The sequence below is a fragment of the Serratia grimesii NBRC 13537 genome, from assembly GCF_001590905.1.
In the GTDB taxonomy this organism is placed as follows: Bacteria; Pseudomonadota; Gammaproteobacteria; order Enterobacterales; family Enterobacteriaceae; genus Serratia; species Serratia grimesii.
Map to the genome: position 1 here is coordinate 23,122 of NZ_BCTT01000020.1, position 22,935 is coordinate 46,056.

Here is a 22,935-nt window from a genome sequence, read left to right on the forward strand (position 1 = left end):
CAAAAAAGATACCCTGTTTATGCCGTAATTAGCTGGGCATCTCAAGTGCAATGGTCTGATAGGCAATAAAAAACGGCCGCAAGCGGCCGTTTGACAAGCTGTGTGACAGTTATTGTTTTTCGTGTTCGTGCGGGAATATCAGGTTCAGCACGATAGCGGTGATGCCACCGGCAGCAATGCCAGAAGAGAGCAGGGTTTTCAGCCAGTCCGGCGCGAACTGTAAGATCAGTGGTTGCTGAGAGACACCCATGCCAACGGCCAGTGAGAGCGCCATGATCATGATCGCGCGGCGGTTCAGTCGTTCACGTGACACGATGCGTACACCCGACGCGGCAATGGTGCCGAACATCACAAGGGTCGCACCGCCCAAGACCGGTTCAGGAATGTGCTGGACGAAACCGGCTACTGCCGGGAACAAGCCCAACACGATCAGCATCAACGCCACTACGAACCCCACATAGCGACTGGCAACACCTGTCAGTTGGATCACACCATTGTTCTGACCGAAGCATGAGTTGGGGAAAGTATTGAACACTGCGGACAGCATAGAGTTCAGGCCGTTGGCGAGCACGCCGCCCTTCAGGCGTTTCATGTACAGCGGGCCGCTGACCGGTTGTTCCGATACGTCAGAGGTCGCGGTGATATCCCCAATGGTTTCCAATGACGTGACCATAAAGATCAGCATCAGCGGTAGCAGCAGGTTCCAGTCAAAGCCCAAACCGTAATACAGCGGTGTTGGGATGATAATCGCCGCTGTTTCGGTGGCAGGCTGGGTTTCTGGCAACATCCCCATTGCCCATGCCAGAAGGTAACCAACCGCCATGGCGATCACCAACGAGGCGACGCGAAGGTACGGGTTACGCTGGCGATTAAGCAGAATAATGACCAAGAGTACGGCGCCGGCCAACATCAGGTTTTTTGGCGCGCCGAAGCTGTGATCATTCATCGCGGCATAGCCGCCACCGATGGAGGTCAGTCCGACCTGGATCAGCGACAAACCGATAATCATCACCACAATGCCAGATACCAGCGGGGTGATGATGCGGCGCGCCAGATGCAGCACACGCGATAACAGGATTTCGGTGCAGGAGGCGACCATCAATGTGCCAAACAGTGCTGCCATCATGGTAGGGACATCGGCGCCACCGTTTTTCAGTGCCAGTCCACCCATAATCAGCGGTGAAACGAAGTTAAAGCTGGTGCCTTGAATCGATAGCAGGCCAGAACCGACCGGTCCCCAGGTTTTAATTTGCAAAATAGAGGCCAAACCGGAAGCAAATAACGACATGCTGATGATGTGCTGGGTGTCTTGTGCCGGTAGACCTAATGCCTGACAGATCAACAGAGCTGGGGTGATCACCGCAACAAACATCGCCAGCAGGTGCTGACCGGCGGCAAACAGAGTTTGCGGCAGTGGTGGTCGGTCTTCCAGACGATAAATGAGTTCGCTATTGCGAGGCGTTGAGGATGCTTTTTGCACTGCATCGAGCTCGGCGGATGGCATGGTCATGATGTGGCATTTCCGGAAACGGCAAAGCAGGCATTTTAATGATTTGCCCCATAAAAGCAAACGGTTGCGCGTTAATATTCTGTTAGCAGAATCGACGGTTATGTCGCATTTTCATTCATTTTTTCTTGTATTATCAGCGTTTTTTACTTCTAATCCTGCACTCATCAAGTTTTAAAAACTAAGCGGTTTTCTATAACTTATTATTTATTAATTGGATCTTTCCCCTTACATGGAGTACCTGGATGTTTCATCTTGATACTTATGGCACGTTAGTCGCGGCAACACTGGTTTTGCTCCTTGGGGGCAAATGCGTCACCAGTATTCCTTTGTTAAGAAAATACACCATTCCCGCACCTGTCGCCGGTGGCTTGCTGGTGGCTATTCTGTTATTAGCGCTGAAAAAGCTCGCAAACTGGGAAATCAGCTTCGATATGTCGTTGAAAGACCCGTTGATGCTGGCCTTCTTTGCCACTATTGGTCTCAATGCCAACCTGGCGCGGTTGCGCGCGGGCGGCAAGGCATTGATGGTATTTCTGTTTGTGGTGCTGGGTTTGCTGCTGGTGCAGAACGCTATCGGCATCGGCATGGCGAAAATGCTTGGTCTGGATCCGTTGATGGGTCTGATCGCCGGTTCCATAACCCTTTCCGGTGGCCACGGTACCGGGGCGGCCTGGAGTAAGTTGTTCATTGAGCGTTACGGCTTTGAAAATGCCACGGAAGTTGCGATGGCCTGCGCCACCTTTGGGTTGGTATTGGGCGGCCTGATCGGCGGTCCGGTGGCGCGTTACCTGGTGAAGCATTCTTCTACACCAGAAGGCTCTCCGGATGACAGCGTTCAGCCAAGCGGTTTTGAAAAACCGGAAAGTGGCCGTTTAATTACCTCGCTGGTCATGATTGAAACCATAGCGATGATTGCCATCTGTTTGAGCCTGGGTCAGCTGATCTCTGGCTTACTGAATGGCACGGTGTTTGAACTGCCAAACTTTGTCTGTGTGCTGTTTGTTGGTGTGATCCTCAGTAACACACTGGCCTTCACGGGTTTCTATACCGTGTTTGAGCGAGCCGTGTCGGTACTGGGCAACGTTAGCCTGTCGTTGTTCCTGGCGATGGCGTTGATGAGCCTGCGGTTGTGGGAACTGGCTTCCCTGGCATTGCCGATGTTAGCGATTTTGGCGGTGCAGACGCTGGTGATGGCGTTGTACGCGATTTTTGTCACCTATCGTGTGATGGGCAAAAATTACGATGCTGCGGTATTAGCTGCAGGCCACTGCGGCTTCGGTATGGGCGCCACGCCTACGGCGATCGCCAATATGCAGGCGATTACCGATCGTTTCGGCCCATCGCATCTCGCGTTTCTGGTGGTCCCTATGGTGGGGGCGTTCTTTATTGATATCGCCAACGCGATTGTGATTAAGCTGTATCTGCTGCTGCCGGTATTTCCAGCGATTGGCTGAGTTGCTGTTGTCATAAACGAAAAGGGCGCCAATTGGCGCCCTTTTTTATAGCAGGAGGTTAGGCATTGGAATAACGTGCCTTTTCCGGCAACCAGCGTTCAACCAGCGCACGGGCATGTTCCGGGTACTGTTGATGTATATGACGGGCGACGCGTTGTACTTCCGGGATCATCGCCTGGTCGCGTAGTAAATCAGCCACTTTGAATTCAGCACTGCCGGTTTGGCGTGTACCCAAGAGTTCGCCTGGCCCGCGAATTTCCAGATCGCGCTGGGCAATAACAAAGCCGTCATTGCTGTCCCGCAGTACTTGCAGGCGCTTCTGTGCGGTTTTGCTCAACGGCGTTTTGTACAACAGAACGCAGTGTGAAGCCACGGCGCCACGGCCTACGCGGCCGCGTAACTGATGCAATTGTGCCAGTCCCAACCGTTCTGGGTTTTCGATGATCATCAGGCTGGCATTGGGCACATCGACACCAACTTCAATCACTGTCGTTGCCACCAGTAGTTGCAATTCACCCTGTTTAAAAGCCTGCATCACCGCCTGTTTTTCTTGCGCCTTCATGCGACCATGCACCAGCGCAACGTTCAGATCGGGTAGCGCGGTTTTCAGCTCTTCCCACGTGGCTTCTGCCGCTTGGGCTTCCAACAGCTCAGATTCTTCTATCAGCGTACACACCCAGTACGCTTGCCGGCCTTCTTCCATGCAGGCGCTTTTTACCCGCTGGATAATATCGGCACGTCGTGTGTCGGGAATGGCGACGGTAGTGACTGGCGTTCTGCCCGGTGGCAGTTCATCTATCACTGACGTGTCGAGATCGGCATAGGCAGTCATCGCCAGTGTGCGTGGGATTGGCGTGGCGGTCATGATCAACTGATGGGCATGGAAGCCTTGCTCTTCACCTTTTTCCCACAGCGCTAGGCGCTGGTGTACGCCAAACCGGTGCTGTTCATCAATGATCACTAACGCCAGACCTGAAAATTGTACTTGTTCCTGGAAAATGGCGTGCGTACCAACCACCATCGACACCTGCCCGCTGGCAATCGCTTCTTGCTGCGCGATACGCGCCTTGCCTTTTTGCTTGCCAGCCAGCCAGCCGACCTCCAACCCCAGCGGTTCAAACCACTGACGAAAATTGTTGGCGTGTTGTTCGGCCAACAATTCGGTGGGCGCCATTAATGCCACCTGCTTACCGTGGGCGATGGCGCGCAGTGCCGCCAGTGCCGCTACCAGCGTTTTGCCGGAGCCAACGTCGCCTTGCACCAGACGCATCATTGGGAAGCCTTTTTGCATATCGGCTTCGATGTCGGCCGCCACGCGTTCTTGTGCACCAGTAGGTGCAAAGGGCAACTGAGTGAGGAATTGTTTTTTAAGCCGATCGTCCGGCATCAGGGGGAGCGCCTGATAACTTTGTGCACCGGCGCGCACCGCCAGCATGCTGAGGTTATGTGCCAGTAATTCTTCCATGATCAGACGTTTTTGCGCTGGGTGTTTACCCAGCTCCAAATCTGCCAATTGGATATCCGGCGGTGGGCGATGCAGAGTATGTAATGCCTCTGGCAGGCTCATTAAGCCACCGCTCAACTCCGATGGCAGTAGCTCGGTAATCGCACAGGTATCCAGCAACTCCAGTGCTTGATCGGTGAGTTTGCGAAGCGTGGCCTGTCGTATGCCTTCGGTGGTTGGGTAGACCGGCGTCAATGATTCTTGCAGCTCTACCTCGCTGCTTTCTCCCTGAATACGGTATTCAGGATGAATAATCTCTGCGCCATGATTACCGCGTTTAACTTCGCCATAGGCGGTTACGCGACGACCTGTTGCCAGGCTATTTTTCATCGCCGCATTGAAGTTAAAGAAACGCATGGTGAGCAGGCCCGTGCCGTCACTGATCTGGCAAGTTAGCATGCGCCGCCGACCAAAACTGATGTCAGTACGCAGAACTTCGCCTTCTACCGTGGCAAAGATACCTGGTTGTAGGTCGTTTATTGGATAAAGCCGGGTGCGGTCTTCATAGCGTAACGGCAGGTGGAGCAGCAGATCTTGAATGGTTTCCAGGCCAATTTTGGCCAGTTTCCCCGCCTGGCTGGCGCCAACCCCGGAAAGTGTGGTCAGTGGGACAGCATCCAGCAGGCGGCCTTTCATTTGCGTACCGTGGCTTGCATGGTTGCCCACCATTCGGCATCGGCGATCACTTGACCTTGTTCGTCAATGTGCGGACGTGGCAGCTTTTTACGTTTTGCCACGTTGGCTAGCACCGGGTAACCGCCTTCGAACAACAGACGCTGCTGTTCTTCTTCATCGAGCATGCTGCGCTCGCGGCGATACAGGCCGGCATTTTGTCGCTGACGTTGTGCTTCATACAGGATCAGTGCTGAGGCGACGGAGACGTTGAGTGATTGCACCATACCGATCATTGGAATAACGATGTCTTGATCGGCAAGCCGCAGAGCTTCTTCGGTAATACCGGTTTTTTCCTGACCCAGCAAAATGCAGGTAGGGCGGGTGTAATCCACTTCGCGGAAATCCACTGCGCGATCTGAAAGGTTAGTTGCCAGAATTTGCATACCCTGACTTTTCAGGTGGGTCACTGCGTCGGTGATGGTGCGGTGGGTTTTTACATTGACCCAGCTATTGCTGCCTGCTGCGGAGGATACCAGGGTTCGCATGCGCGTGGTTGGCCATACTGCATGTACCTGATGCACGCCGACGGCGTCGGCGGTACGGATAATGGCGGAGACGTTATGCGGTTTGTGCACCTGTTCCAGGCAGACCGTCAGATCCGGCTGCCGGGTTGCCAGCATTTCACAAATCCGCGCATAGCGTTCAGGGCTCATAGGCGCTAATTTCGGTTACGGTTAACTTTAATAACATCCGGCATGATACGGATTTTACGCATAATATTTGCCAGATGGATGCGATTACGGGTGGTTAAGCGGATAAAGGCGCTGTAAACCCGACCGTCTTTCTCTTCGGTATTCAGGCTTTGAATATTGGACTCAGCCGCATTGATTGCCGCCGTCAGGTTGGCCAGTGCTCCCTGATGGTTAAACATGTCCACTTTGATCTCGGCGATGAATTCCTGCTCGATGTCTTTGTCCCACTCTACCGCCATGAATTTTTCAGGCTCTTTCTGGTAGCCGCGGATATTCCGGCAGGATTCATGGTGGATTACCAAGCCTTTACCTGGGCTGACGTGGGCGATAATCGGGTCACCTGGAATTGGTCGGCAGCATTTGGCAAATGTAATCAGTACGCCATCGGCGCCCTTGATTGCCAGGTTACGAACCCCGGAGGACGTACCCAGATTGGATTGGTCGCCTTGCAGGTTTTTCGCTACCACTACGCTCATGGCGTTACCCAGACCAATTTCTGCCAGCAGATCGTCCAGCGTCGCCAGTTTCATGCGATCCAACTCGTGTTGGATATTTTCTTGTGGGATCTCTGCCAGTTTGCGGCTGCCGCCCAATGCATGATTCAACAAACGACGGCCAAGGCCGACTGAGTCGTCACGCTTGAGATTTTTCAACATCTGGCGAATTTTGGCTCGTGCTTTTGAGCTGACAACAAAGTTGAGCCAGGCTGCGTTTGGTCGCGCACCCGGAGCCGTGATGATTTCAACCGTTTGGCCGCTGGTCAGTGACTGGGACAGCGGATACGGCTGGCGATCAACTCGCGCACCGACACAGGCATGGCCAATATCAGTGTGTACCGCATAGGCGAAGTCGACCGGCGTGGCTCCAGCAGGCAATTCAACGATGCGGCCTTCTGGGGTGAAAACGTAAATCTCATCTGGGAACAGATCGGATTTTACGCTCTCGATAAATTCAAACGAGCTGCCGGCGCTTTGTTGTAGTTCCAGCAAGCTTTGCATCCAGCGCTGGGCACGGATTTGTGCAGTCGTGCCGGTTTCGCCCTGTTCTTTTTCCTTATAAGCCCAGTGCGCAGCAACCCCCATTTCGGCCATCTGATCCATATCTTCAGTACGGATCTGCACCTCTACCGGCACACCATGCGGGCCGATCAATGAAGTATGCAGCGATTGATAACCGTTGGCTTTGGGAATGGCGATATAATCTTTTACCCGACCCGGGCGTGGTTTATACAGGCTGTGAGCCTGGCCCAATACGCGGTAACAGGTATCGACTTCCTTCACGATCACACGGAACGCGTAAATATCCATAATCGAATGGAAACGCTGTTCTTTCAGGTGCATCTTGAGGTAGATGGAATACAGGTGTTTTTCCCGACCGCTGACGCGGCAAGGAATACCGGCTTCGGTCAGTCGCCCTTCGATCTCGGCGAGAATCTTCTGGATCATCTCTTTACGGTTACCGCGCGCGGCTTTCACCACTTCTTTGATGACGCGGTAGCGATTTGGGTACAACGCCTCAAAGCCCAGCTCTTCCAGCTCGGTTTTAAGGTGGTGAATACCCAGACGATGGGCCAGAGGGCTGTATATTTCCAGGGTTTCACGCGCAATACGCCGCCGTTTGTCAGGGCGTAGCGAACCGAGGGTGCGCATATTGTGCGTACGGTCGGCCAGCTTGATCAACACGACGCGGATATCTTGCACCATCGCCATGATCATCTTGCGGAAGTTTTCCGCTTGAGCTTCTTTTTTATCCTGGAATTTCAGTTTGTCGAGCTTGGATACGCCTTCAACCAATTCGGCGACACTTTTGCCGAATAGCTGTTCCATATCCTGATAGGTAGCCGGGGTGTCTTCGATGACGTCGTGCAGCAGGGCTGCCATCAGCGTCTCATGATCGAGACGCATTTCCGCCAGAATACAGGCCACGGCGACCGGGTGAGTAATGTAGGGCTCACCGCTGGAGCGTGTCTGTCCCTCGTGAGCATCACGTGCAACGAGGTATGCCTGTTTGAGGCGCTTAATCTGCTCCTCAGGCAAGTAACGTTGAATCAGCAGATTCAGGCTTTCAAACAGGTACAAAGGCAGACTCGCAGTCTAATTAACGACGACCTTCAGCAATCGCGGTAACCGCTTGAATTTCTGCGGCTTCTTGCTCTTGCTGCTCCTGACGATCACGAACATCGAGGATCTGGCTGGTGATCAGGCCTTCTTCGATTTCGCGCAGTGCGATAACGGTGTACTTGTCGTTTTCTTCTGGAACAAGTGCATCTTTACCGCCAGTCTGGATTTGACGTGCCCGACGAGCAGCGACCAACACCAGGTCAAAACGGTTACCAATTTTCTCTACAGCGTCTTGAACAGTTACGCGTGCCATATTTGTGCTACTCCACAGGTGACGAAAAGACTGGGCATAATACTGAAACTGTCTTCAGTCTGCCAATAGTTTGCTGATTAAAGCGTCATGCCGCAGTAATTGGCGGCCTAAACGCAGGCGTTCGGCGCGAATAATGGTCTTCAGATCGGACAAGGCCAGATCGAAATCATCGTTCACGATTAAATAATCATACTCTGCGTAGTGTGTCATTTCTGCCACAGCTTGCGCCATGCGCTTGGCGATCACTTCATCAGAGTCTTGCCCGCGACCACGCAGGCGACGGCCAAGTTCTTCCTTCGACGGCGGCAAAATAAAGATACTGCGCGCTTGCGGCATTTTGGCGCGGATTTGCTGTGCGCCTTGCCAGTCGATGTCCAGAAAAACGTCTACGCCGGTCGACAGCACCTGCTCAATAGCCGCACGTGACGTACCGTAATAGTTACCGAACACTTCGGCGTGCTCAAGAAACGCATCCTGCTCAATCATTCGGCAGAACTCATCCCTTGAAACAAAGAAGTAATGTTCGCCGTGCTGTTCACCTGGGCGGCTATTGCGCGTGGTGTGCGAAACCGAAACCTGCGTGTCGTACAGCGGTTGCGTCTTTAACAAAGCCTGAATCAGACTTGATTTCCCTGCGCCACTAGGGGCAGAGACAATATAAAGCGTGCCTTGAGCCATGATGATGTTCGTTGATAGCGGTTGATATGCCAATAACAGCGGATGTGTATTTTCTCCGCATAGTATACACGGCTAACGCGTCGGGTGCAGCGTTAGCTCGCATTTTGCCCGTCGCTTTGTGCTGAAAAAACCTCAAACTGGCAGGTTTGCGCAGCGTATCGCTAAATATCTTCAGTTTTCTGCAATGTGCCAAACCTTTCTCGAACTGCGTTATGGAACGGCTGATTGGCGATTGTCGCCTCCTGACTTTCTGGTTTTACTGCCGGTTATCAGGGAGGTGCACAATGTACAAAGGTGCCATGCGTAGCGGAATGATCCTGTTATGCGGATTAATGTTCAGCGGGGCTCTGTGGGCGGAAAGTTGTCCCATGTGGCGGCCAGAGCGACTACAACTGGAGATTAGTACGCTAAAAAATCAGCTTGAGCGTTGGGATGTGGCGTATCACCAGCAGGGCAACAGTTTAGTTGAGGATGAGGTGTATGACGGCTTGCAGAAAAAACTGCAGATGTGGCAACGGTGTGCTGGGGCAGTGCCAGAAGATGAGTTCACCCCGCTTTTACCTCAAGGCAAGGTCCCACATCCCGTTGCGCATACCGGGTTGCGCAAACTGCCGGATTCTGTGGCTGTGGCCCAATGGTTAAACGGTCGTCGTGATCTCTGGATCCAGCCAAAGGTGGATGGCGTAGCAATTACGCTGGTTTATCGTGACGGCGCCCTGGTTTCTGCTATCAGCAGAGGGAATGGGCTGAAGGGGGAGAACTGGCTGGATAAAGTGCGTGCAATTCCGGTGGTGCCGACCAACGTTAATGGCGCACCGCAGACGTTGACGCTACAGGGGGAGTTGTTCCTGAAGGTGAACGGTCATCAACAAAAAATTCATGGTGGCATCAACGCGCGTTCCAAAGTGGCCGGGGCCCTGATGAAAAATACGCTGTCGCCAGTACTGCAGCAGATTGGTCTGTTTGTCTGGGCGTGGCCGGATGGCCCACAGGATATGGCACAGCGTTTGCGGCAACTTGCTGGAATGGGCTTTCCCCTTGCTTTGGCGTATTCGCAACCGGTGACATCATTGGCAGAAGTACAGCAATGGCGAGAGCATTGGCATCAAGTCGCTTTGCCTTTTGTCACTGATGGGGTGGTGATCCATCAAGCACGCTCACTGCAGGGCCGGTACTGGCAAGCGAGGCCTGCTGATTGGGCTGTTGCCTGGAAATATCCCCCGGCGCAGCAGATCGCACGGGTCAAGGGCATCGATTTCAACGTGGGACGTACCGGCAAGGTTGCTGTGATGCTGAGGCTTGATCCCATCAGGTTGGATGATAAATGGGTTGCACGGGTTAACCTTGGTTCACTGATGCGTTGGCGGCAGTGGGAAGTTGTACCGGGTGATCAGGTGGCGATTAGCCTGATGGGACACGGCATTCCTCATCTGAGTAAGGTGGTCTGGCGGGTAAAAGAAAGGTCGGTGCCCATTGCGCCGTCCGCAGAGCATTATCATCCGTTGAGTTGTTTTAGTTGGCAGCCAGATTGCCGTCAGCAATTTCTTGCCCGGCTGGTGTGGCTAAGTGGCCGACAGGGGTTAAATCTGCACGGTGTCAGTGAATCCACCTGGCAGGCATTAATCGATCAAGGATTGGTACGGCATCTGTTGGATTGGTTGGCGCTGACGCCGGAACAGTTGATGTCTGCCCCTGATATTGGTAATAAGCGGGGGCAGAGTATTTACCGGCAATTTCAGTTGGCGCGGCAGCAGCCATTTTCCCGCTGGTTAATTGCTTTAGGTGCGCCACTGTCCGCACAGCAGGCAGTGACGTTGAAAAGTTGGCATCAGGTTCAGCAATTGTCTGCCGGGGCGTGGCGGACAATGGCCGGTATTGGTGCAAAAAGGGCGCGGCAGGTTGCCGATTTTCTTCAGCACCCACCACTGTTGGCATTGGTCAATATGCTGGAGTCTGAGGACATCACCGGCTTTGCCGTCACTCAGTAAGGCGGTGTTACTCCACCGGTTTATCACTGAGGGCATTAATGTCCGTCATCAGCGTTTTTGCGAACTGAGGAGACGATGCATGGCGCAGGAAAATAAAAACGATACCTGCTGAAATCGCCGTCATTAGCGCCAGAATATACAACAGACCATGAAATGCGGCTTCGTAACTCTGTTTCAATACGGTGGCATCAACCTTCAGTAGTGCAGTTGCTTGCTGCAAGTCACCCATTGCCAGCCGGTGGGCGCCAGCGACCGTGTCGGCCAGAGGGGCCGTCGGCAGATACAGTTCGACTAAGGCGGCCAGTAATGCGCCTACTACCGCGAGTGCGATGCCTTCGCCGGCCACACGGATAGTACTAAAAATGCCGGTAGCCATGCCTGCGCGATCCTTTGGTACTACGCTAACCGCCAGCCCATCCATTAATCCCCAAGGCAGGCTGATACCACAACCAATGGTCAACAGTGGCAGGATCAACAACAGGAATGGCTGTCCCGGCGCATATTGCGCCAGCCATAGCAGGCCTATAGCGCAGACCAGCAGACCCAGGCTGGAAATGATACCGGCGGAAAATCGATGCGCCAGCATGCCAGCTAACATTGGCAATACCAACATGGGCGCTGAGAGTGCAAACATAATCATGCCAGCATCCAGTGCACTGTAACCTTCGATGCCAATAAAGCGTAGCGGGAGTAAAACCAAGAGTACGACATAGGAATAGGCCGGGGCAGCAGCGAGAAACTGTACGCCGACAAAACGCGGATAACGGAATAAGGACAGATCAAGCATTGGCCTACGCGTATGATTCTCGATCAGGATAAAAGTCACCAGCGAAAGCAATGCGCCAGCGAACAGACCAATGACCTCGTGGCTGCGCCAGCCGCTGTCGGGAGCCAACAAGACGGCATAGGTCAGCAAAGTCAGAGCTAACGTAAAAGAGGCTGCGCCTGGCCAGTCGAGTTTGGCTGCTTCGGGATCACGCGATTCGTGCATGTGGCGCATACCGGTGAAGAGGGCGATGGCGCTCAGCAGCGACACGCTGATAAAAATCGAGTGCCAACCAAAATGCTGTACCAGAAACCCGGCTAACACCGGGCCAAATGCCAGCCCGATACCAAAGGCGGTGCCCAGCAGGCTGAAGGCTTTATTGCGTTCTGCACCATCGAACACCTGAGCCAGGCCCGCCGTTCCTCCGGCAAGCGCGGCTGCAGCGGCGATGCCCTGTAGCGCACGGATCACATCAAAAGACGTGATATCTCGCACCATCAGCATGACCAGCGAACTTAGTGTCATTACCCACAAGCCGCTAACGAACACGCGCTTTCGGCCAAAACGATCGGCAAGTACGCCGGCAATCATCAGGCTACAGCCAAAGGTCAGCATAAAGGCGTTGGTGACCCAATTAAGGGCGACTGTGCTGCCGCCGAGGCTAGCGGCGATAGTGGGTAAAGAGACCGCTGGGCCGGTAAAGTTAATCGGCATAATCAGCCCGGCCAGGCAGACGGAGAACAGGGTAATCCAGCGCTGTGGGTAAACAGGTGATTTTGGAAGAGGGCGATGATGGCTCATGGGGAACTCCAGAGAAAGAATTGTCGGCTGAACTGGATGATAAAGTGGATTTAATTGGCCAGAAATGGGGCTATATTCCACTCTTTAAGGACAATAACGCTCTAATTGGAGATCCCTATGGAGAGCCTCAGCGGCTTATTGGCGTTTGTACGGGCTGCCGAACTACGCAGTTTTGTTGCCGCAGGTGAGCGGTTGGGGGTGTCGGCTTCCGCGATCGGGAAAAGTGTGGCCAGACTGGAGGAATCATTGGGTGTCAGGTTGTTTAATCGCAGTACACGGCGGATCAATCTCACCGATGAGGGCGCGCTATTTTTCGAACGTTGTCAGCGTATTGTCAGCGAAATTGAAAATGCCGAAGCCGAAATGGCAAGGATCTCCGACGCACCCCGTGGCAAGTTGCGTGTGAGTATGCCGGCTATTGGCTATCGCATGCTGGTGCCGTTGCTTGCTGATTTCATGGCGCTTTATCCCGAGATTGAGCTGGATGTGGACTTTAATGACCGGATGGTGGATCTAATCGCCGAGGGGATTGATGTGGCGGTGCGTAGCGGTGAACTGGCTGATTCCCGGTTGATGGCTCGGCGATTGGGGCCGTTCCGATTAATATTGGCGGGGGCGCCGGAGTATTTCCAGCGCCGGAGTGTGCCGCAGGTGCCGGAGGACTTACTCCGTCATGCCTGCCTGCGCTACCGCTACCCAGGGGGCCAGCAGCTGCAGGAGTGGAAGTTGTTGGCTAATAGCGAGCCTATTTTCCTTCGAATACCGGTAACGTTGAATTTCAACAGTATTGAAGCGCTGATCCACGCGACTCAGGAAGGCTTGGGTATCGCCTACCTGCCGGATTTTACGCTTTGCCAATCTGTGGGTTCCGGACGGTTGGTGCCGGTGTTGGATCAATATACGAAGGAACGGGGTTTTTTCTCTGCCTTGTGGCCGTCAAACCGGCATATGCTGCCAAAGGTGAGGGTCTTTGTAGACTACCTGGCGCAGCATATGTTGCCCTTGCGATGAGCTGTCCTAGTGATCCGGGTGCTGGTAATTAAATACCGGCAGCCCCAAACGAAAACGCAGGGCGAGCAAGCGGGCGCTGAGGCCGACGACCAGCGTGATGATCACCACCAGATTATGTGGCAGGTTAAAGTGCTGCAGGCCGATGTACAGCCAGGCGGCGCCAAAGGAAATACCGGCGTAGATTTCTTTCTGGAATACCAGTGGAATGCGATTACAGAGCATATCGCGGAGTACACCACCGAACACGCCGGTGATCACGGCGGCAATCGCAGCGATGATAGCGCCGTGGCCCATATCCAGAGCAACTTGTGCACCGATGATTGAGAACACAATCAGGCCAATGGCATCCAGCACCAGGAACAGACGACGCAGGTGCCGCATTAGCGGTGCCAACCAGGTGGTCACAATCGCCGCAATCGCAACGATAACAATATATTCAGGATGTTTCACCCATCCCAGTGGGAAATGACCGAGCAGCATATCGCGTACTGAACCGCCGCCGATTGCGGTGGCCGAAGCGATAATGATTACGCCAAACATATCCATTTGTCGGCGGCCAGCAGCCAATGCGCCGGTCATGGCTTCGGCAGTGATGCCGATGATATAAAGAATGCTCAATAACATAAGGTATTCACAGAATGGGCGGGAATGAGTGTCATGGTGAAAGGGTAATCGCCGGTGGTGTATGCCGCTACTGAGTTTTTCTAACCGATGACATTTCGGATTACTTTAATTAATCCTTTTGTGGTTTGCTTTACTTGTTCAACGCCTTTCAACACCTTTATTTATTCGTGGAAGCATTAGGTATTTCGCGTTAGTTTCTGTTGCTAACTATGCTTCTTACATTCGTTCTACGCGCTGGCGATAGATTTCTGATAATGATGACATTCAATGAGGAACATAAAGATAAAATGAAAAAAACGCCCCTGCTGATGATGATCGTAACTGCGCTCTTCATGTTGAACGGCTGTGTTGCTCCAGCTAAGAACAATACGCAGCAAACAATGGCAACCTGCCGTGTTGGCGATCCCATGACGCAGACTACGCTTTATTTTGGCCTGAATCGTCCGACAGGGCCGGTGATTAGCGCTACAGAGTGGCAGAGTTTTGTTGATCTGCAGGTGACGCCACGCTTTAAAGACGGGTTGTCGGTATTTGACGCCAAAGGGCAATGGTTAGGTAATGACGGTAAGTTGGCCCGTGAGAACAGTAAAGCGCTGATGCTGATTCATGCGCAGGGTAAGGAAAGTGAAACCAATATTGAGGCGCTGCGGAGCAGCTATAAGCAACAGTTTGCGCAGGATTCCGTGATGCGAGTGGATGCGCCAGTATGTGTTGCATTCTGATTAAACCCCGGCCCGCAGGCCGGGATATTTGTTTACAGGACCAGCCCGGCGATTGCTGCTGAAAGCAGGCTGACGAGCGTTGAACCGTAAACCAGCTTCAGACCAAAACGAGATACTACGTTGCCTTGCCGCTCGTTAAGCCCTTTGATTGCACCTGCGACAATGCCGATAGAAGCAAAGTTGGCGAAGGACACCAGGAATACCGACAGGATGCCCAGGCCGCGTGGTGTTAGTTCTGTTGCAATTTTCTTCAGTTCAATCATTGCCACAAATTCATTGGCTACCAGCTTGGTCGCCATGATGCTGCCTGCCCGCAGCGCATCCGGCGCCGGGATGCCGATTAGCCAGGCTAGCGGATAGAATACATAACCCAGGATCTGCTGGAAGCTGATGCCAAATACGGCAGAGAAAAGGGCATTGACCGCAGAAATCAGCGCAATAAAACCGATCAGCATGGCAGCGATAATCATCGCGATTTTGAAGCCCGCCAAGATGTACTCGCCCAGCATTTCAAAGAAGCTCTGATCCTCATGCAGCTTGCTCAGTTTCAGTTCGGGTTCATCGTCCAACTGATAAGGGTTGATGATCGACAAGATGATAAAGGTGCTGAACATATTAAGTATCAACGCAGCTACCACGTATTGTGCATCGATCATCGACATGTAGGCACCCACGATGGACATAGATACCGTCGACATGGCGGTTGCTGCCATGGTGTACATGCGGCGAGGCGAAATATCGCCGATGATGCCTTTGTAGGCGATAAAGTTTTCCGACTGCCCAAGCACCAATGTGCTGACGGCGTTGAACGATTCTAGCTTGCCCATGCCGTTAACCTTGGACAGCAGGGTACCGACCAGACGGATAATCAGCGGTAGAATGCGGAAGTGCTGCAAAATACCTATTAGCGCAGAAATAAAGATAATCGGGCATAAAACACCCAGGAAGATAAACGCCAGTCCGTCCTTGCTCATGCCACCAAACACAAAATCGGAGCCCTGTGCAGCGTAGGTCAGTAGTGTTTCAAAGAAACCGGCAACGTGTTTGATGACGCTAAGGCCGCTTTCTGAATGCAGGAAGAAATAGGCGAGTGCGCCTTCAATGACCAAAAGCTGAATAATATAACGTAGTCGAATTTTCTTACGGTCATTACTGACCAGTAGTGCCAGGGCGATGATCACTACCAGGGCAAAAATAAATTGCAGAATTTGCGGCATAAAGAGTCCGTACGGCTAAACGGGCGGGAAAAATCACATTTAGCCACAGCTTGGCCCTCCTTTCATTACCTTAGGTGATAATTGGAATAAAATACTTTCTGCTAGCGAGATAAGCTGCCAATCGCCTCCGGAGCCCTCTTTGTCACAGTTTTTCATAAACAAAGCCAATCCCCACGCCGGATACGGCGGTTTTTTCTTCGTGGTTCGCGATGTTTACTGACTTAACGACGGTTGTATAAACGATGGGAATTCGTGATACCCAGAATATAGGCATAAAAAAGCCCGCTGACGCGGGCTTTAGCGAATGAATAAATCTATCACTCGATGTTCTGAATCTGTTCGCGCATCTGTTCGATCAACACTTTCAGCTCGATAGCTGAAGTGGTCACTTCGGCATTGATGGACTTGGATGCCAGCGTGTTGGATTCGCGGTTGAACTCCTGCATCATAAAGTCGAGGCGACGGCCCACGGCTTCTTTCTTCTTCAGGATGTTGTGCGTTTCTTTTACGTGGGCTTCCAGGCGATCCAGCTCTTCGGCGACGTCAATACGTTGCGCCATCAACACCAGTTCTTGTTCCAGACGGGTGTTTTCCAGTTGAACCTGAGCTTCTTCCAGCTTGCTAACCAGACGTTCACGCTGCCACTGCAGAATGTTTGGCATCTGTGCGCGTACCTTGACCACTTCGGCGCTGACGCCGTCCAAACGCTGTTCGATCAACGCTTTCAGTGCAGTACCTTCGCTTTCACGAGCAACGATGAAGTCATCCAGTGCGCCTTCCAGCGCTTGCATCAGTTGTGCACTGATGGCGTCCAGGTCCTGCTCTTGGGCGGACATAACGCCAGGCCAACGCAGTACGTCGATAGGGTCAATTTCCCCTTCGTCGCTCTGCATTTTTACCCAGTTGGCAGCTTCAACCAGTTGCTTAGCCAGTTTTTCGTTCAGGATCATTGAGCTTTGTGCGCTCGGATCCAGTTCGAAACGCAGGTTGCACTCCACCTTGCCACGGGTCAGGCGACCACGGATACGTTCGCGGATCACCGGCTCCAGACTGCGGAATTGTTCCGGCAGGCGGATGTAGGTTTCTAGATAGCGTTGGTTCACGGAACGCAGCTCCCAAGCTGCGCTGCCCCATTCACCCTTGATTTCACGCCGGGCGTAGGCGGTCATGCTGCGGATCATTGATGCGTACCCGTAATAGGAAAAGATGAACCGATTATAGCGTTGGACCTGCGGGCAGGATAGGCATTACGTCACGAAGCCCGTATAATGCGCAGCCAAACGTTGATTAGAAGCCGGAGAGAGCCCATGCGTCCTGCAGGCAGAGCACCACAACAAGTTCGCCCACTGACACTGACCCGTCACTATACCAAACACGCTGAAGGCTCAGTGCTGGTTGAGTTTGGCGATACCAAAGTTTTGTGCACCGCCACAGTAGAAGAGGGCGTTCCGCGCTTCCTGAAAGGTCAGGGTCAAGGCTGGATCACCGCTGAGTACGGTATGTTACCGCGCTCCACCCACAGCCGTAATGCCCGCGAAGCTGCCAAAGGCAAGCAAGGCGGCCGCACGCTGGAAATTCAGCGTTTGATCGCCCGTTCGCTGCGTGCGTCGGTTGATCTGAAGAAGCTCGGTGAGTTCACCATTACTCTTGACTGCGATGTCTTGCAGGCTGACGGCGGTACCCGTACTGCGTCTATTTCTGGTGCATGCGTTGCACTGGCAGACGCATTAAACGCGCTGGTGGCCAACGGCAAGCTGAAAGCTAACCCGATGAAAGGGCTGGTTGCTGCGGTCTCCGTTGGTATCGTTAACGGCGAAGCGCTGTGCGATTTGGAGTACGTCGAGGACTCCGCAGCAGAAACAGATATGAATGTAGTGATGATGGAAGATGGCCGCATGATCGAGGTGCAGGGCACCGCCGAGGGCGAGCCGTTCAGCCACGATGAGCTATTGGCGCTGTTGGCGCTGGCCCGAGGGGGCATCGATACCATCTTCCAGGCGCAGAAAGCGGCGCTGGCAGATTAATTATTAAGGCGACTCAAGGGTCGCCTTTTTTACGCCCGGCGATCGGGCGGCAGTATTAACAGATCTAACCGACCAGACGAGGAGAAGCAGTAATGAAAGCCTATCAGCGCCAGTTTATCGAGTTCGCGCTTAACAAGCAGGTATTGAAATTCGGCGAGTTCACCCTGAAATCCGGCCGCACCAGCCCGTATTTCTTTAATGCCGGCCTGTTTAATACCGGGCGTGATCTTGCGCTGTTAGGGCGCTTCTATGCCGAAGCATTGATTGATTCTGGCATCGAGTTCGATTTACTGTTTGGTCCGGCCTACAAAGGCATTCCTATTGCCACGACCACGGCGGTTGCGCTGGCGGAACACCATGACCGTGATGTGCCTTACTGTTTTAACCGTAAAGAGGCCAAAACTCACGGTGAAGGTGGGACGCTGGTGGGCAGCCCGCTGCAGGGCCGTGTCATGCTGGTGGACGATGTGATCACTGCCGGCACGGCGATCCGCGAATCGATGGAAATCATTGGTGCAGGTGGCGCAACATTGGCCGGGGTACTGATCTCGCTTGACCGTCAGGAACGCGGCCGTGCGGATATCTCCGCTATTCAGGAAGTTGAGCGCGACTATCACTGCAAAGTGATTTCCATCGTGACGCTAAAGGATTTGATTGTTTATCTGGAAGAAAAACCGGAAATGGCAGATCACCTGGCGGCGGTGCGTGCCTATCGCGAGCAGTACGGGGTTTAAGCAAGTATCATTCAGCCGGGCGCGCCAAAACGCGCCCGGTTTGAATTTTATTGCAGCTGTGCCGCCAGTAGCGGCCAGCGTCCTTCGAACTCTTGTGTTGGGCGATAGCGGAATTCGGAGCGCACATAGCGTGACAGCATGCCTTCACAGAATGCCAGTAACTGGCTGGCCAACAGCGTTTCATCTACGATAAAACCTTTACCTTCCCGTAGTTTGCGTTCTTTCAGTACCTGACGCAGTTGTGCCTCAATGCGTTCAAACAGCTGGTTGATTCGCCCCTGCAGTCGATCCTGCTCAAACATAAGTGCGTGACCTGTCATGATACGCGTCAGGCCAGGGTTGCGTTCGGCGAATCCCAGTACCAGCAACAGAATCAGACGCAGGCGGTTAAAAGTCTCTTTTTCATCCTGCAGGATCAGGTTGATGCGCGTTATCAGGCTGTCTTCAATAAATTCGATCAGACTGTCGAACATCCGTGTCTTGCTTGGAAAGTGCCGGTAGAGCGCAGCTTCGGAGACTCCGACGTTAGCGGCAAGTTTAGCGGTGGTAATACGCTGGTTGCCGTCGCTGGATTCCAGCATCTGGGCTAATGCCTGCAGTATTTCCTCGCGCCGGTTCCTTTTGGTATTTTCTTTTTCTGCCATGTCTGATTAGACCCTTGCTAAAACTGCTTAGACTTTCGGAAACCCGGGCACCGGCCGTTACAGAGAGTTCTCTGTAGGGCTTATGTGATAGCTTTTTTACGATGCTGGGGTCAGCGGCCTTAACGACCTGTATTCTCCGTGCGCCCTGGTATGCGCTGTAATCGTTGTCGGCCAAACCTTGCCGTAGAGATGTCCTTCTCTCCGAGGTGGCAAGGTTTCAGGCGACGTTTCCTTGTCGGCACTTAGGTATCGGGCAGTGCTTATTGGCGACCGGAATGGCCAAAGCCACCTTCACCACGTTCACTGCTGTCGAACTCTTCAACCAGATTGAATTCGGCTTGTACAACAGGCACAAACACCATCTGTGCGATGCGTTCACCGGGTTCAATCGTGAAGGATTTTTGGCCACGGTTCCAGACAGAAACCATCAATTGGCCCTGGTAATCAGAGTCGATCAGGCCGACCAGATTGCCCAGTACCACACCGTGCTTATGACCTAAACCGGAACGCGGCAGGATCACCGCAGCCAGACCCGTGTCGGCGATGTGGATAGCCAAACCGGTAGGTAGCAACTTGGTTTCACCCGGAGCCAGTTCTTCGGCGTTGTCCAGGCAGGCACGCAGATCGAGGCCTGCGGAGCCTGGGGTTGCGTAGGTCGGCAAAGGGAAATCCTTTCCGATACGCGGGTCGAGGATTTTAACGTCGATTTTTTTCATCATAACGGCTGACTATCTCGTCTATTAAACGTTGGCCAAGGAGTGCTTTGTCGCTCAGCGCCAGGCGCTTTTCTCCATCCTGCCAAAAAAGGTGCAAGGCATTGGTGTCGCTGTTAAACCCATGCTCTGCAAGCGATACATCATTAGCGCAAATTAAATCCAGTTTCTTACGCGCCAGTTTTTGTCGCGCGTATTCTTCCACATTCTGGGTTTCGGCGGCAAACCCCACGACAAAGGGACGTTTTTTCGTCATCGCTGCGACGCCTGCAACGATATCGGGGTTTTTTACCATTTTGAGGATGATTTCATCACCCTGTTTTTTTATTTTTTCATCGGAAATCTGTTCGGCACGGTAATCGGCCACGGCCGCACAGGAAATAAAAATATCCTGTTGGGCGGCGCGTTGCTGCACAGCTTGTTCCATTTCCAACGCGCTGATGACATCTACCCGAGTGACATGTGGTGGCGTCGGTTGGTTAACCGGTCCGGCAATCAACGTGACTTGCGCGCCACGTGCTGCGGCGGCACGTGCGATGGCAAAACCCATTTTACCGGAGCTGTGGTTGCTGATAAAACGTACCGGGTCCAGCGCTTCACGTGTTGGACCGGCGGTGAGCATAATCTTCAAATGTTGCAGATCTTGCGGTGCGGAGAAATGATTGTTTGCCAGTTCAACGATATCCAGCGGATCAATCATGCGGCCCGGGCCGACGTCGCCACAGGCTTGGCTACCGCTATCCGGCCCCCACAACAGCATACCGCGTGCCTGCAGCGTTTGCAGATTGGCCTGGGTGGCGACGGCGCGGTACATCTGTTGGTTCATGGCAGGCGCAGCGGCGATCGGCGCTGCGGTGGCCAGGCAAACCGTCGTCAGCAGATCGTTGGCCATGCCAGCGGCGACACGCGCCAGCAGGTCGGCGGTGGCCGGGGCCAGTATAACCAGGTCCGCCCATTTACCGAGCTCGATATGGCCCATCGCGGCTTCGGCTGCGGGATCCAGCAGATCATCTGAGACCGGGTAACCGGATACGGCCTGCAGCGTCAGCGGCGTAATAAAGGCTTTCGCTGCATTGGTCATTATCACACGCACTTCCGCGCCTCTGTCACGCAGGCGGCGTACCAGTTCTGGGCATTTGTAAGCGGCGATACCGCCACTGATACCCAGTACAATATGTTTGCCGGAGAGTCCCGTCATCATGATTGTCCGATTGAATCCGAAAGATGTGCCATTTTAGCATAACCGCCAGACGGGTGATCGATTCCGCTGTATCTGCACCCCGTTACATCATGCATTGCGCAGCACTTCGCAATGTTATCAATCACCTGTCGTCGACCCCTTTGTCACATGGCATGCTGTGGCGTTTTCGGGAGACGATGATGAGCAGTCAGGTAATCACCTTGTGGCCAGATACGCTGGCGCCACGGGAAAAATTGTTGCGCTACGGTGCGTCGGCATTGTCCGATGCGGAGTTGTTGGCCATTTTTTTACGTACGGGTTTTCCTGGCGTGCATGTCATGCAGTTGGCGGAAGAGCTACTGGTGCAGTTTGGCTCGCTTTATCATCTGATGTCAGCGGATCATTCGGTTTTTTGTAGTTACAAGGGGTTGGGTAATGCCAGCTATGCCCAACTGCAGGCCATTTCCGAGTTGGCGTTCCGCTTCTTTTCCAGCCATCTGGCAAAGGAAAATGCCATGCTGAATCCCAAAATGACCCAGCATTATTTGCAAAGTCTGCTGGCCCACCATGAGCGAGAAGTGTTTTTGGTATTGTTTTTAGACAATCAGCACCGTGTTATTCGCCATCAGGAGATGTTTGCTGGTACCATCAGCAGCGTTGTCGTATACCCGAGAGAAATTGTGCGCGAAGCGTTGAAGGCTAATGCGGCCGCCATTATTCTGGCGCATAATCATCCCTCGGGTAAGGCTGAACCCAGTCATGCCGACCGTCTAATAACAGAGCAAGTGATTAATGCCTGCCTGTTATTGGAGATCCGAGTGCTCGATCATTTGGTGATAGGTCGGGGTGAATGCGTCTCTTTTGCCGAGCGCGGATGGCTTTAAGCGATTTTTTCGCGATCCTTGTGGGATCTTTAGCTGTTCGGGACTTGAGCACTTACGCTTCAGAGCGTATACTACGCCACCTTTGAGAATCTTGGGTTTGGCGTAAGAGCCTATCTCAGCAGGTTTCTAACCTGATGTGTGGTTTCTGACCTGATGACGAGAGTCTCCTCAGTATGAAGTTTGCTGAGATGGGCTCTAAAAGCCTGACGAGGCGGCCATACCCTATACGAAGCTCGAGCTGATTTGATTTTTGGAGAATAGACATGTCCCGAGTCTGCCAAGTTACTGGCAAGCGCCCGGTGAGCGGTAACAACCGTTCCCACGCAATGAACGCGACCAAACGCCGTTTTCTGCCGAACCTGCACTCACACCGTTTTTGGGTTGAGGCTGAGAAGCGCTTTGTAACGCTGCGTGTATCTGCTAAAGGTATGCGTGTTATCGATAAGAAGGGTATTGAGACGGTCTTGGCCGATCTGCGTGCCCGTGGTGAGAAGTATTAAGGAACTGCATCATGGCTAAAGGTGTTCGCGAGAAGATCAAGCTGGTTTCTTCTGCTGGTACTGGTCACTTCTATACCACCACGAAGAACAAGCGTACTAAGCCGGAAAAATTGGAACTGAAGAAATTCGATCCAGTTGTCCGCCAGCACGTGATCTACAAAGAAGCTAAAATTAAATAATTTTAGTGGATTAATAAAAACCCGGCCTTGGCCGGGTTTTTTGCGTTATAAGGGGTACCCAT

Annotated in this window: 22 protein-coding genes; 9 read left to right on the forward strand and 13 right to left on the reverse strand. The window is 53.1% G+C overall.

Features of this window, described 5'->3' with window-relative positions:
- Window positions 1-109: 109 nt before the first annotated feature.
- Window positions 110-1,510, reverse strand: coding sequence for a nucleobase:cation symporter-2 family protein (locus tag SGR01S_RS21790; protein ID WP_061808578.1), 1,401 nt, complete (start codon window positions 1,508-1,510; stop codon window positions 110-112).
- A 242-nt stretch (window positions 1,511-1,752) separates the two neighbouring features.
- Here SGR01S_RS21790 and gltS point away from each other — a divergent pair, with 242 nt between their 5' ends.
- The gene (gene gltS, locus SGR01S_RS21795; protein WP_037421771.1) at window positions 1,753-2,964 is read left to right on the forward strand and encodes a sodium/glutamate symporter; all 1,212 of its coding nucleotides are present in this window, start codon (window positions 1,753-1,755) and stop codon (window positions 2,962-2,964) included.
- Between the two features lie 58 nt (window positions 2,965-3,022).
- On the opposite strand, the gene recG is transcribed toward gltS, so the two are convergent.
- Genes recG through gmk form a run of 5 tightly spaced genes read right to left on the reverse strand, consistent with a single transcriptional unit; the run spans window position 3,023 to window position 8,886 of the window.
- Window positions 3,023-5,104, reverse strand: a complete 2,082-nt coding sequence (recG, locus tag SGR01S_RS21800) for an ATP-dependent DNA helicase RecG (protein WP_061808579.1) — start codon at window positions 5,102-5,104, stop codon at window positions 3,023-3,025.
- Complete coding sequence (gene trmH / locus SGR01S_RS21805) at window positions 5,101-5,796, reverse strand: tRNA (guanosine(18)-2'-O)-methyltransferase TrmH (protein WP_073963493.1); 696 nt, start codon at window positions 5,794-5,796, stop codon at window positions 5,101-5,103. Before trmH ends, recG begins: the two co-directional genes overlap by 4 nt.
- A gap of 5 nt (window positions 5,797-5,801) precedes the next feature.
- The gene (spoT, locus tag SGR01S_RS21810; protein ID WP_037421765.1) at window positions 5,802-7,913 is read right to left on the reverse strand and encodes a bifunctional GTP diphosphokinase/guanosine-3',5'-bis pyrophosphate 3'-pyrophosphohydrolase; all 2,112 of its coding nucleotides are present in this window, start codon (window positions 7,911-7,913) and stop codon (window positions 5,802-5,804) included.
- 19 nt (window positions 7,914-7,932) lie between these two features.
- Window positions 7,933-8,208 carry a DNA-directed RNA polymerase subunit omega gene (rpoZ, locus tag SGR01S_RS21815; protein WP_004953385.1) on the reverse strand — a complete coding sequence of 92 codons (276 nt, stop codon included), beginning with the start codon at window positions 8,206-8,208 and terminating at the stop codon, window positions 7,933-7,935.
- A gap of 54 nt (window positions 8,209-8,262) precedes the next feature.
- Window positions 8,263-8,886, reverse strand: coding sequence for a guanylate kinase (gene gmk / locus SGR01S_RS21820; RefSeq protein WP_037421762.1), 624 nt, complete (start codon window positions 8,884-8,886; stop codon window positions 8,263-8,265).
- Window positions 8,887-9,170: 284 nt separating this feature from the next.
- Between gmk and ligB the strand changes: the two genes are divergently transcribed.
- Window positions 9,171-10,874: an NAD-dependent DNA ligase LigB gene (ligB, locus tag SGR01S_RS21825; RefSeq protein ID WP_061808581.1), complete on the forward strand. Its 1,704-nt coding sequence runs from the start codon at window positions 9,171-9,173 to the stop codon at window positions 10,872-10,874.
- A 7-nt stretch (window positions 10,875-10,881) separates the two neighbouring features.
- On the opposite strand, the gene SGR01S_RS21830 is transcribed toward ligB, so the two are convergent.
- Window positions 10,882-12,441, reverse strand: coding sequence for an MFS transporter (locus SGR01S_RS21830; protein ID WP_061808582.1), 1,560 nt, complete (start codon window positions 12,439-12,441; stop codon window positions 10,882-10,884).
- A 117-nt stretch (window positions 12,442-12,558) separates the two neighbouring features.
- Here SGR01S_RS21830 and SGR01S_RS21835 point away from each other — a divergent pair, with 117 nt between their 5' ends.
- Window positions 12,559-13,452, forward strand: a complete 894-nt coding sequence (locus SGR01S_RS21835) for a LysR family transcriptional regulator (protein ID WP_061808583.1) — start codon at window positions 12,559-12,561, stop codon at window positions 13,450-13,452.
- A gap of 6 nt (window positions 13,453-13,458) precedes the next feature.
- Here the strand turns inward: SGR01S_RS21835 and SGR01S_RS21840 are convergent, their stop codons facing one another.
- Entirely contained in the window at window positions 13,459-14,076 is a 618-nt protein-coding gene (locus SGR01S_RS21840; protein WP_061808584.1) for a trimeric intracellular cation channel family protein, read from the reverse strand.
- A 287-nt stretch (window positions 14,077-14,363) separates the two neighbouring features.
- On the opposite strand from SGR01S_RS21840, the gene SGR01S_RS21845 reads away from it, so the two are divergent.
- On the forward strand, window positions 14,364-14,798 hold the full coding sequence (locus SGR01S_RS21845) for a DUF3574 domain-containing protein (protein ID WP_061808619.1): 435 nt from the start codon (window positions 14,364-14,366) through the stop codon (window positions 14,796-14,798).
- A 32-nt stretch (window positions 14,799-14,830) separates the two neighbouring features.
- Here SGR01S_RS21845 and SGR01S_RS21850 read toward each other — a convergent pair whose 3' ends face one another.
- Both SGR01S_RS21850 and SGR01S_RS21855 read right to left on the reverse strand, forming a co-directional pair.
- Window positions 14,831-16,015 (reverse strand): NupC/NupG family nucleoside CNT transporter, encoded by a 1,185-nt coding sequence (locus SGR01S_RS21850; RefSeq protein ID WP_044554880.1) that lies wholly within the window; start codon window positions 16,013-16,015, stop codon window positions 14,831-14,833.
- 317 nt (window positions 16,016-16,332) lie between these two features.
- On the reverse strand, window positions 16,333-17,196 hold the full coding sequence (locus SGR01S_RS21855; RefSeq protein WP_037421751.1) for a YicC/YloC family endoribonuclease: 864 nt from the start codon (window positions 17,194-17,196) through the stop codon (window positions 16,333-16,335).
- A 126-nt stretch (window positions 17,197-17,322) separates the two neighbouring features.
- Here SGR01S_RS21855 and rph point away from each other — a divergent pair, with 126 nt between their 5' ends.
- Window positions 17,323-18,039 carry a ribonuclease PH gene (gene rph, locus SGR01S_RS21860; RefSeq protein ID WP_061808585.1) on the forward strand — a complete coding sequence of 239 codons (717 nt, stop codon included), beginning with the start codon at window positions 17,323-17,325 and terminating at the stop codon, window positions 18,037-18,039.
- A 92-nt stretch (window positions 18,040-18,131) separates the two neighbouring features.
- Complete coding sequence (gene pyrE / locus SGR01S_RS21865) at window positions 18,132-18,773, forward strand: orotate phosphoribosyltransferase (protein WP_037421748.1); 642 nt, start codon at window positions 18,132-18,134, stop codon at window positions 18,771-18,773.
- Window positions 18,774-18,820: 47 nt separating this feature from the next.
- Here the strand turns inward: pyrE and slmA are convergent, their stop codons facing one another.
- The 3 genes from slmA to coaBC all read right to left on the reverse strand — a co-directional run bounded on the left by slmA (window position 18,821) and on the right by coaBC (window position 21,331).
- Window positions 18,821-19,417 carry a nucleoid occlusion factor SlmA gene (gene slmA / locus SGR01S_RS21870; protein ID WP_037421744.1) on the reverse strand — a complete coding sequence of 199 codons (597 nt, stop codon included), beginning with the start codon at window positions 19,415-19,417 and terminating at the stop codon, window positions 18,821-18,823.
- 260 nt (window positions 19,418-19,677) lie between these two features.
- Complete coding sequence (gene dut, locus SGR01S_RS21875) at window positions 19,678-20,136, reverse strand: dUTP diphosphatase (protein WP_037421741.1); 459 nt, start codon at window positions 20,134-20,136, stop codon at window positions 19,678-19,680.
- On the reverse strand, window positions 20,114-21,331 hold the full coding sequence (gene coaBC, locus SGR01S_RS21880; protein ID WP_061808586.1) for a bifunctional phosphopantothenoylcysteine decarboxylase/phosphopantothenate--cysteine ligase CoaBC: 1,218 nt from the start codon (window positions 21,329-21,331) through the stop codon (window positions 20,114-20,116). Before coaBC ends, dut begins: the two co-directional genes overlap by 23 nt.
- A gap of 179 nt (window positions 21,332-21,510) precedes the next feature.
- Between coaBC and radC the strand changes: the two genes are divergently transcribed.
- The 3 genes from radC (at window position 21,511) to rpmG (ending at window position 22,873) form a co-directional block, all read left to right on the forward strand.
- A complete protein-coding gene (gene radC, locus SGR01S_RS21885; RefSeq protein WP_037421736.1) occupies window positions 21,511-22,194 on the forward strand; it encodes a RadC family protein in 684 nt (227 codons plus the stop codon).
- 263 nt (window positions 22,195-22,457) lie between these two features.
- Window positions 22,458-22,694 (forward strand): 50S ribosomal protein L28, encoded by a 237-nt coding sequence (gene rpmB, locus SGR01S_RS21890; RefSeq protein ID WP_004931195.1) that lies wholly within the window; start codon window positions 22,458-22,460, stop codon window positions 22,692-22,694.
- Between the two features lie 11 nt (window positions 22,695-22,705).
- Window positions 22,706-22,873, forward strand: a complete 168-nt coding sequence (gene rpmG, locus SGR01S_RS21895) for a 50S ribosomal protein L33 (RefSeq protein WP_004392084.1) — start codon at window positions 22,706-22,708, stop codon at window positions 22,871-22,873.
- The last annotated feature ends 62 nt before the right edge of the window (window positions 22,874-22,935 follow it).

Bases quoted from the DNA above. Each gene is read 5' to 3' on its own strand.
- SGR01S_RS21790 (WP_061808578.1), bottom strand. From the start codon at position 1,510: ATGACCATGCCATCCGCCGAGCTCGATGCAGTGCAAAAAGCATCCTCA.
- gltS (WP_037421771.1), top strand. From the start codon at position 1,753: ATGTTTCATCTTGATACTTATGGCACGTTAGTCGCGGCAACACTGGTT.
- recG (WP_061808579.1), bottom strand. From the start codon at position 5,104: ATGAAAGGCCGCCTGCTGGATGCTGTCCCACTGACCACACTTTCCGGG.
- trmH (WP_073963493.1), bottom strand. From the start codon at position 5,796: ATGAGCCCTGAACGCTATGCGCGGATTTGTGAAATGCTGGCAACCCGG.
- rpoZ (WP_004953385.1), bottom strand. From the start codon at position 8,208: ATGGCACGCGTAACTGTTCAAGACGCTGTAGAGAAAATTGGTAACCGT.
- gmk (WP_037421762.1), bottom strand. From the start codon at position 8,886: ATGGCTCAAGGCACGCTTTATATTGTCTCTGCCCCTAGTGGCGCAGGG.
- ligB (WP_061808581.1), top strand. From the start codon at position 9,171: ATGTACAAAGGTGCCATGCGTAGCGGAATGATCCTGTTATGCGGATTA.
- SGR01S_RS21830 (WP_061808582.1), bottom strand. From the start codon at position 12,441: ATGAGCCATCATCGCCCTCTTCCAAAATCACCTGTTTACCCACAGCGC.
- SGR01S_RS21835 (WP_061808583.1), top strand. From the start codon at position 12,559: ATGGAGAGCCTCAGCGGCTTATTGGCGTTTGTACGGGCTGCCGAACTA.
- SGR01S_RS21840 (WP_061808584.1), bottom strand. From the start codon at position 14,076: ATGTTATTGAGCATTCTTTATATCATCGGCATCACTGCCGAAGCCATG.
- SGR01S_RS21845 (WP_061808619.1), top strand. From the start codon at position 14,364: ATGAAAAAAACGCCCCTGCTGATGATGATCGTAACTGCGCTCTTCATG.
- SGR01S_RS21850 (WP_044554880.1), bottom strand. From the start codon at position 16,015: ATGCCGCAAATTCTGCAATTTATTTTTGCCCTGGTAGTGATCATCGCC.
- SGR01S_RS21855 (WP_037421751.1), bottom strand. From the start codon at position 17,196: ATGATCCGCAGCATGACCGCCTACGCCCGGCGTGAAATCAAGGGTGAA.
- rph (WP_061808585.1), top strand. From the start codon at position 17,323: ATGCGTCCTGCAGGCAGAGCACCACAACAAGTTCGCCCACTGACACTG.
- pyrE (WP_037421748.1), top strand. From the start codon at position 18,132: ATGAAAGCCTATCAGCGCCAGTTTATCGAGTTCGCGCTTAACAAGCAG.
- slmA (WP_037421744.1), bottom strand. From the start codon at position 19,417: ATGGCAGAAAAAGAAAATACCAAAAGGAACCGGCGCGAGGAAATACTG.
- dut (WP_037421741.1), bottom strand. From the start codon at position 20,136: ATGATGAAAAAAATCGACGTTAAAATCCTCGACCCGCGTATCGGAAAG.
- coaBC (WP_061808586.1), bottom strand. From the start codon at position 21,331: ATGATGACGGGACTCTCCGGCAAACATATTGTACTGGGTATCAGTGGC.
- radC (WP_037421736.1), top strand. From the start codon at position 21,511: ATGAGCAGTCAGGTAATCACCTTGTGGCCAGATACGCTGGCGCCACGG.
- rpmB (WP_004931195.1), top strand. From the start codon at position 22,458: ATGTCCCGAGTCTGCCAAGTTACTGGCAAGCGCCCGGTGAGCGGTAAC.
- rpmG (WP_004392084.1), top strand. From the start codon at position 22,706: ATGGCTAAAGGTGTTCGCGAGAAGATCAAGCTGGTTTCTTCTGCTGGT.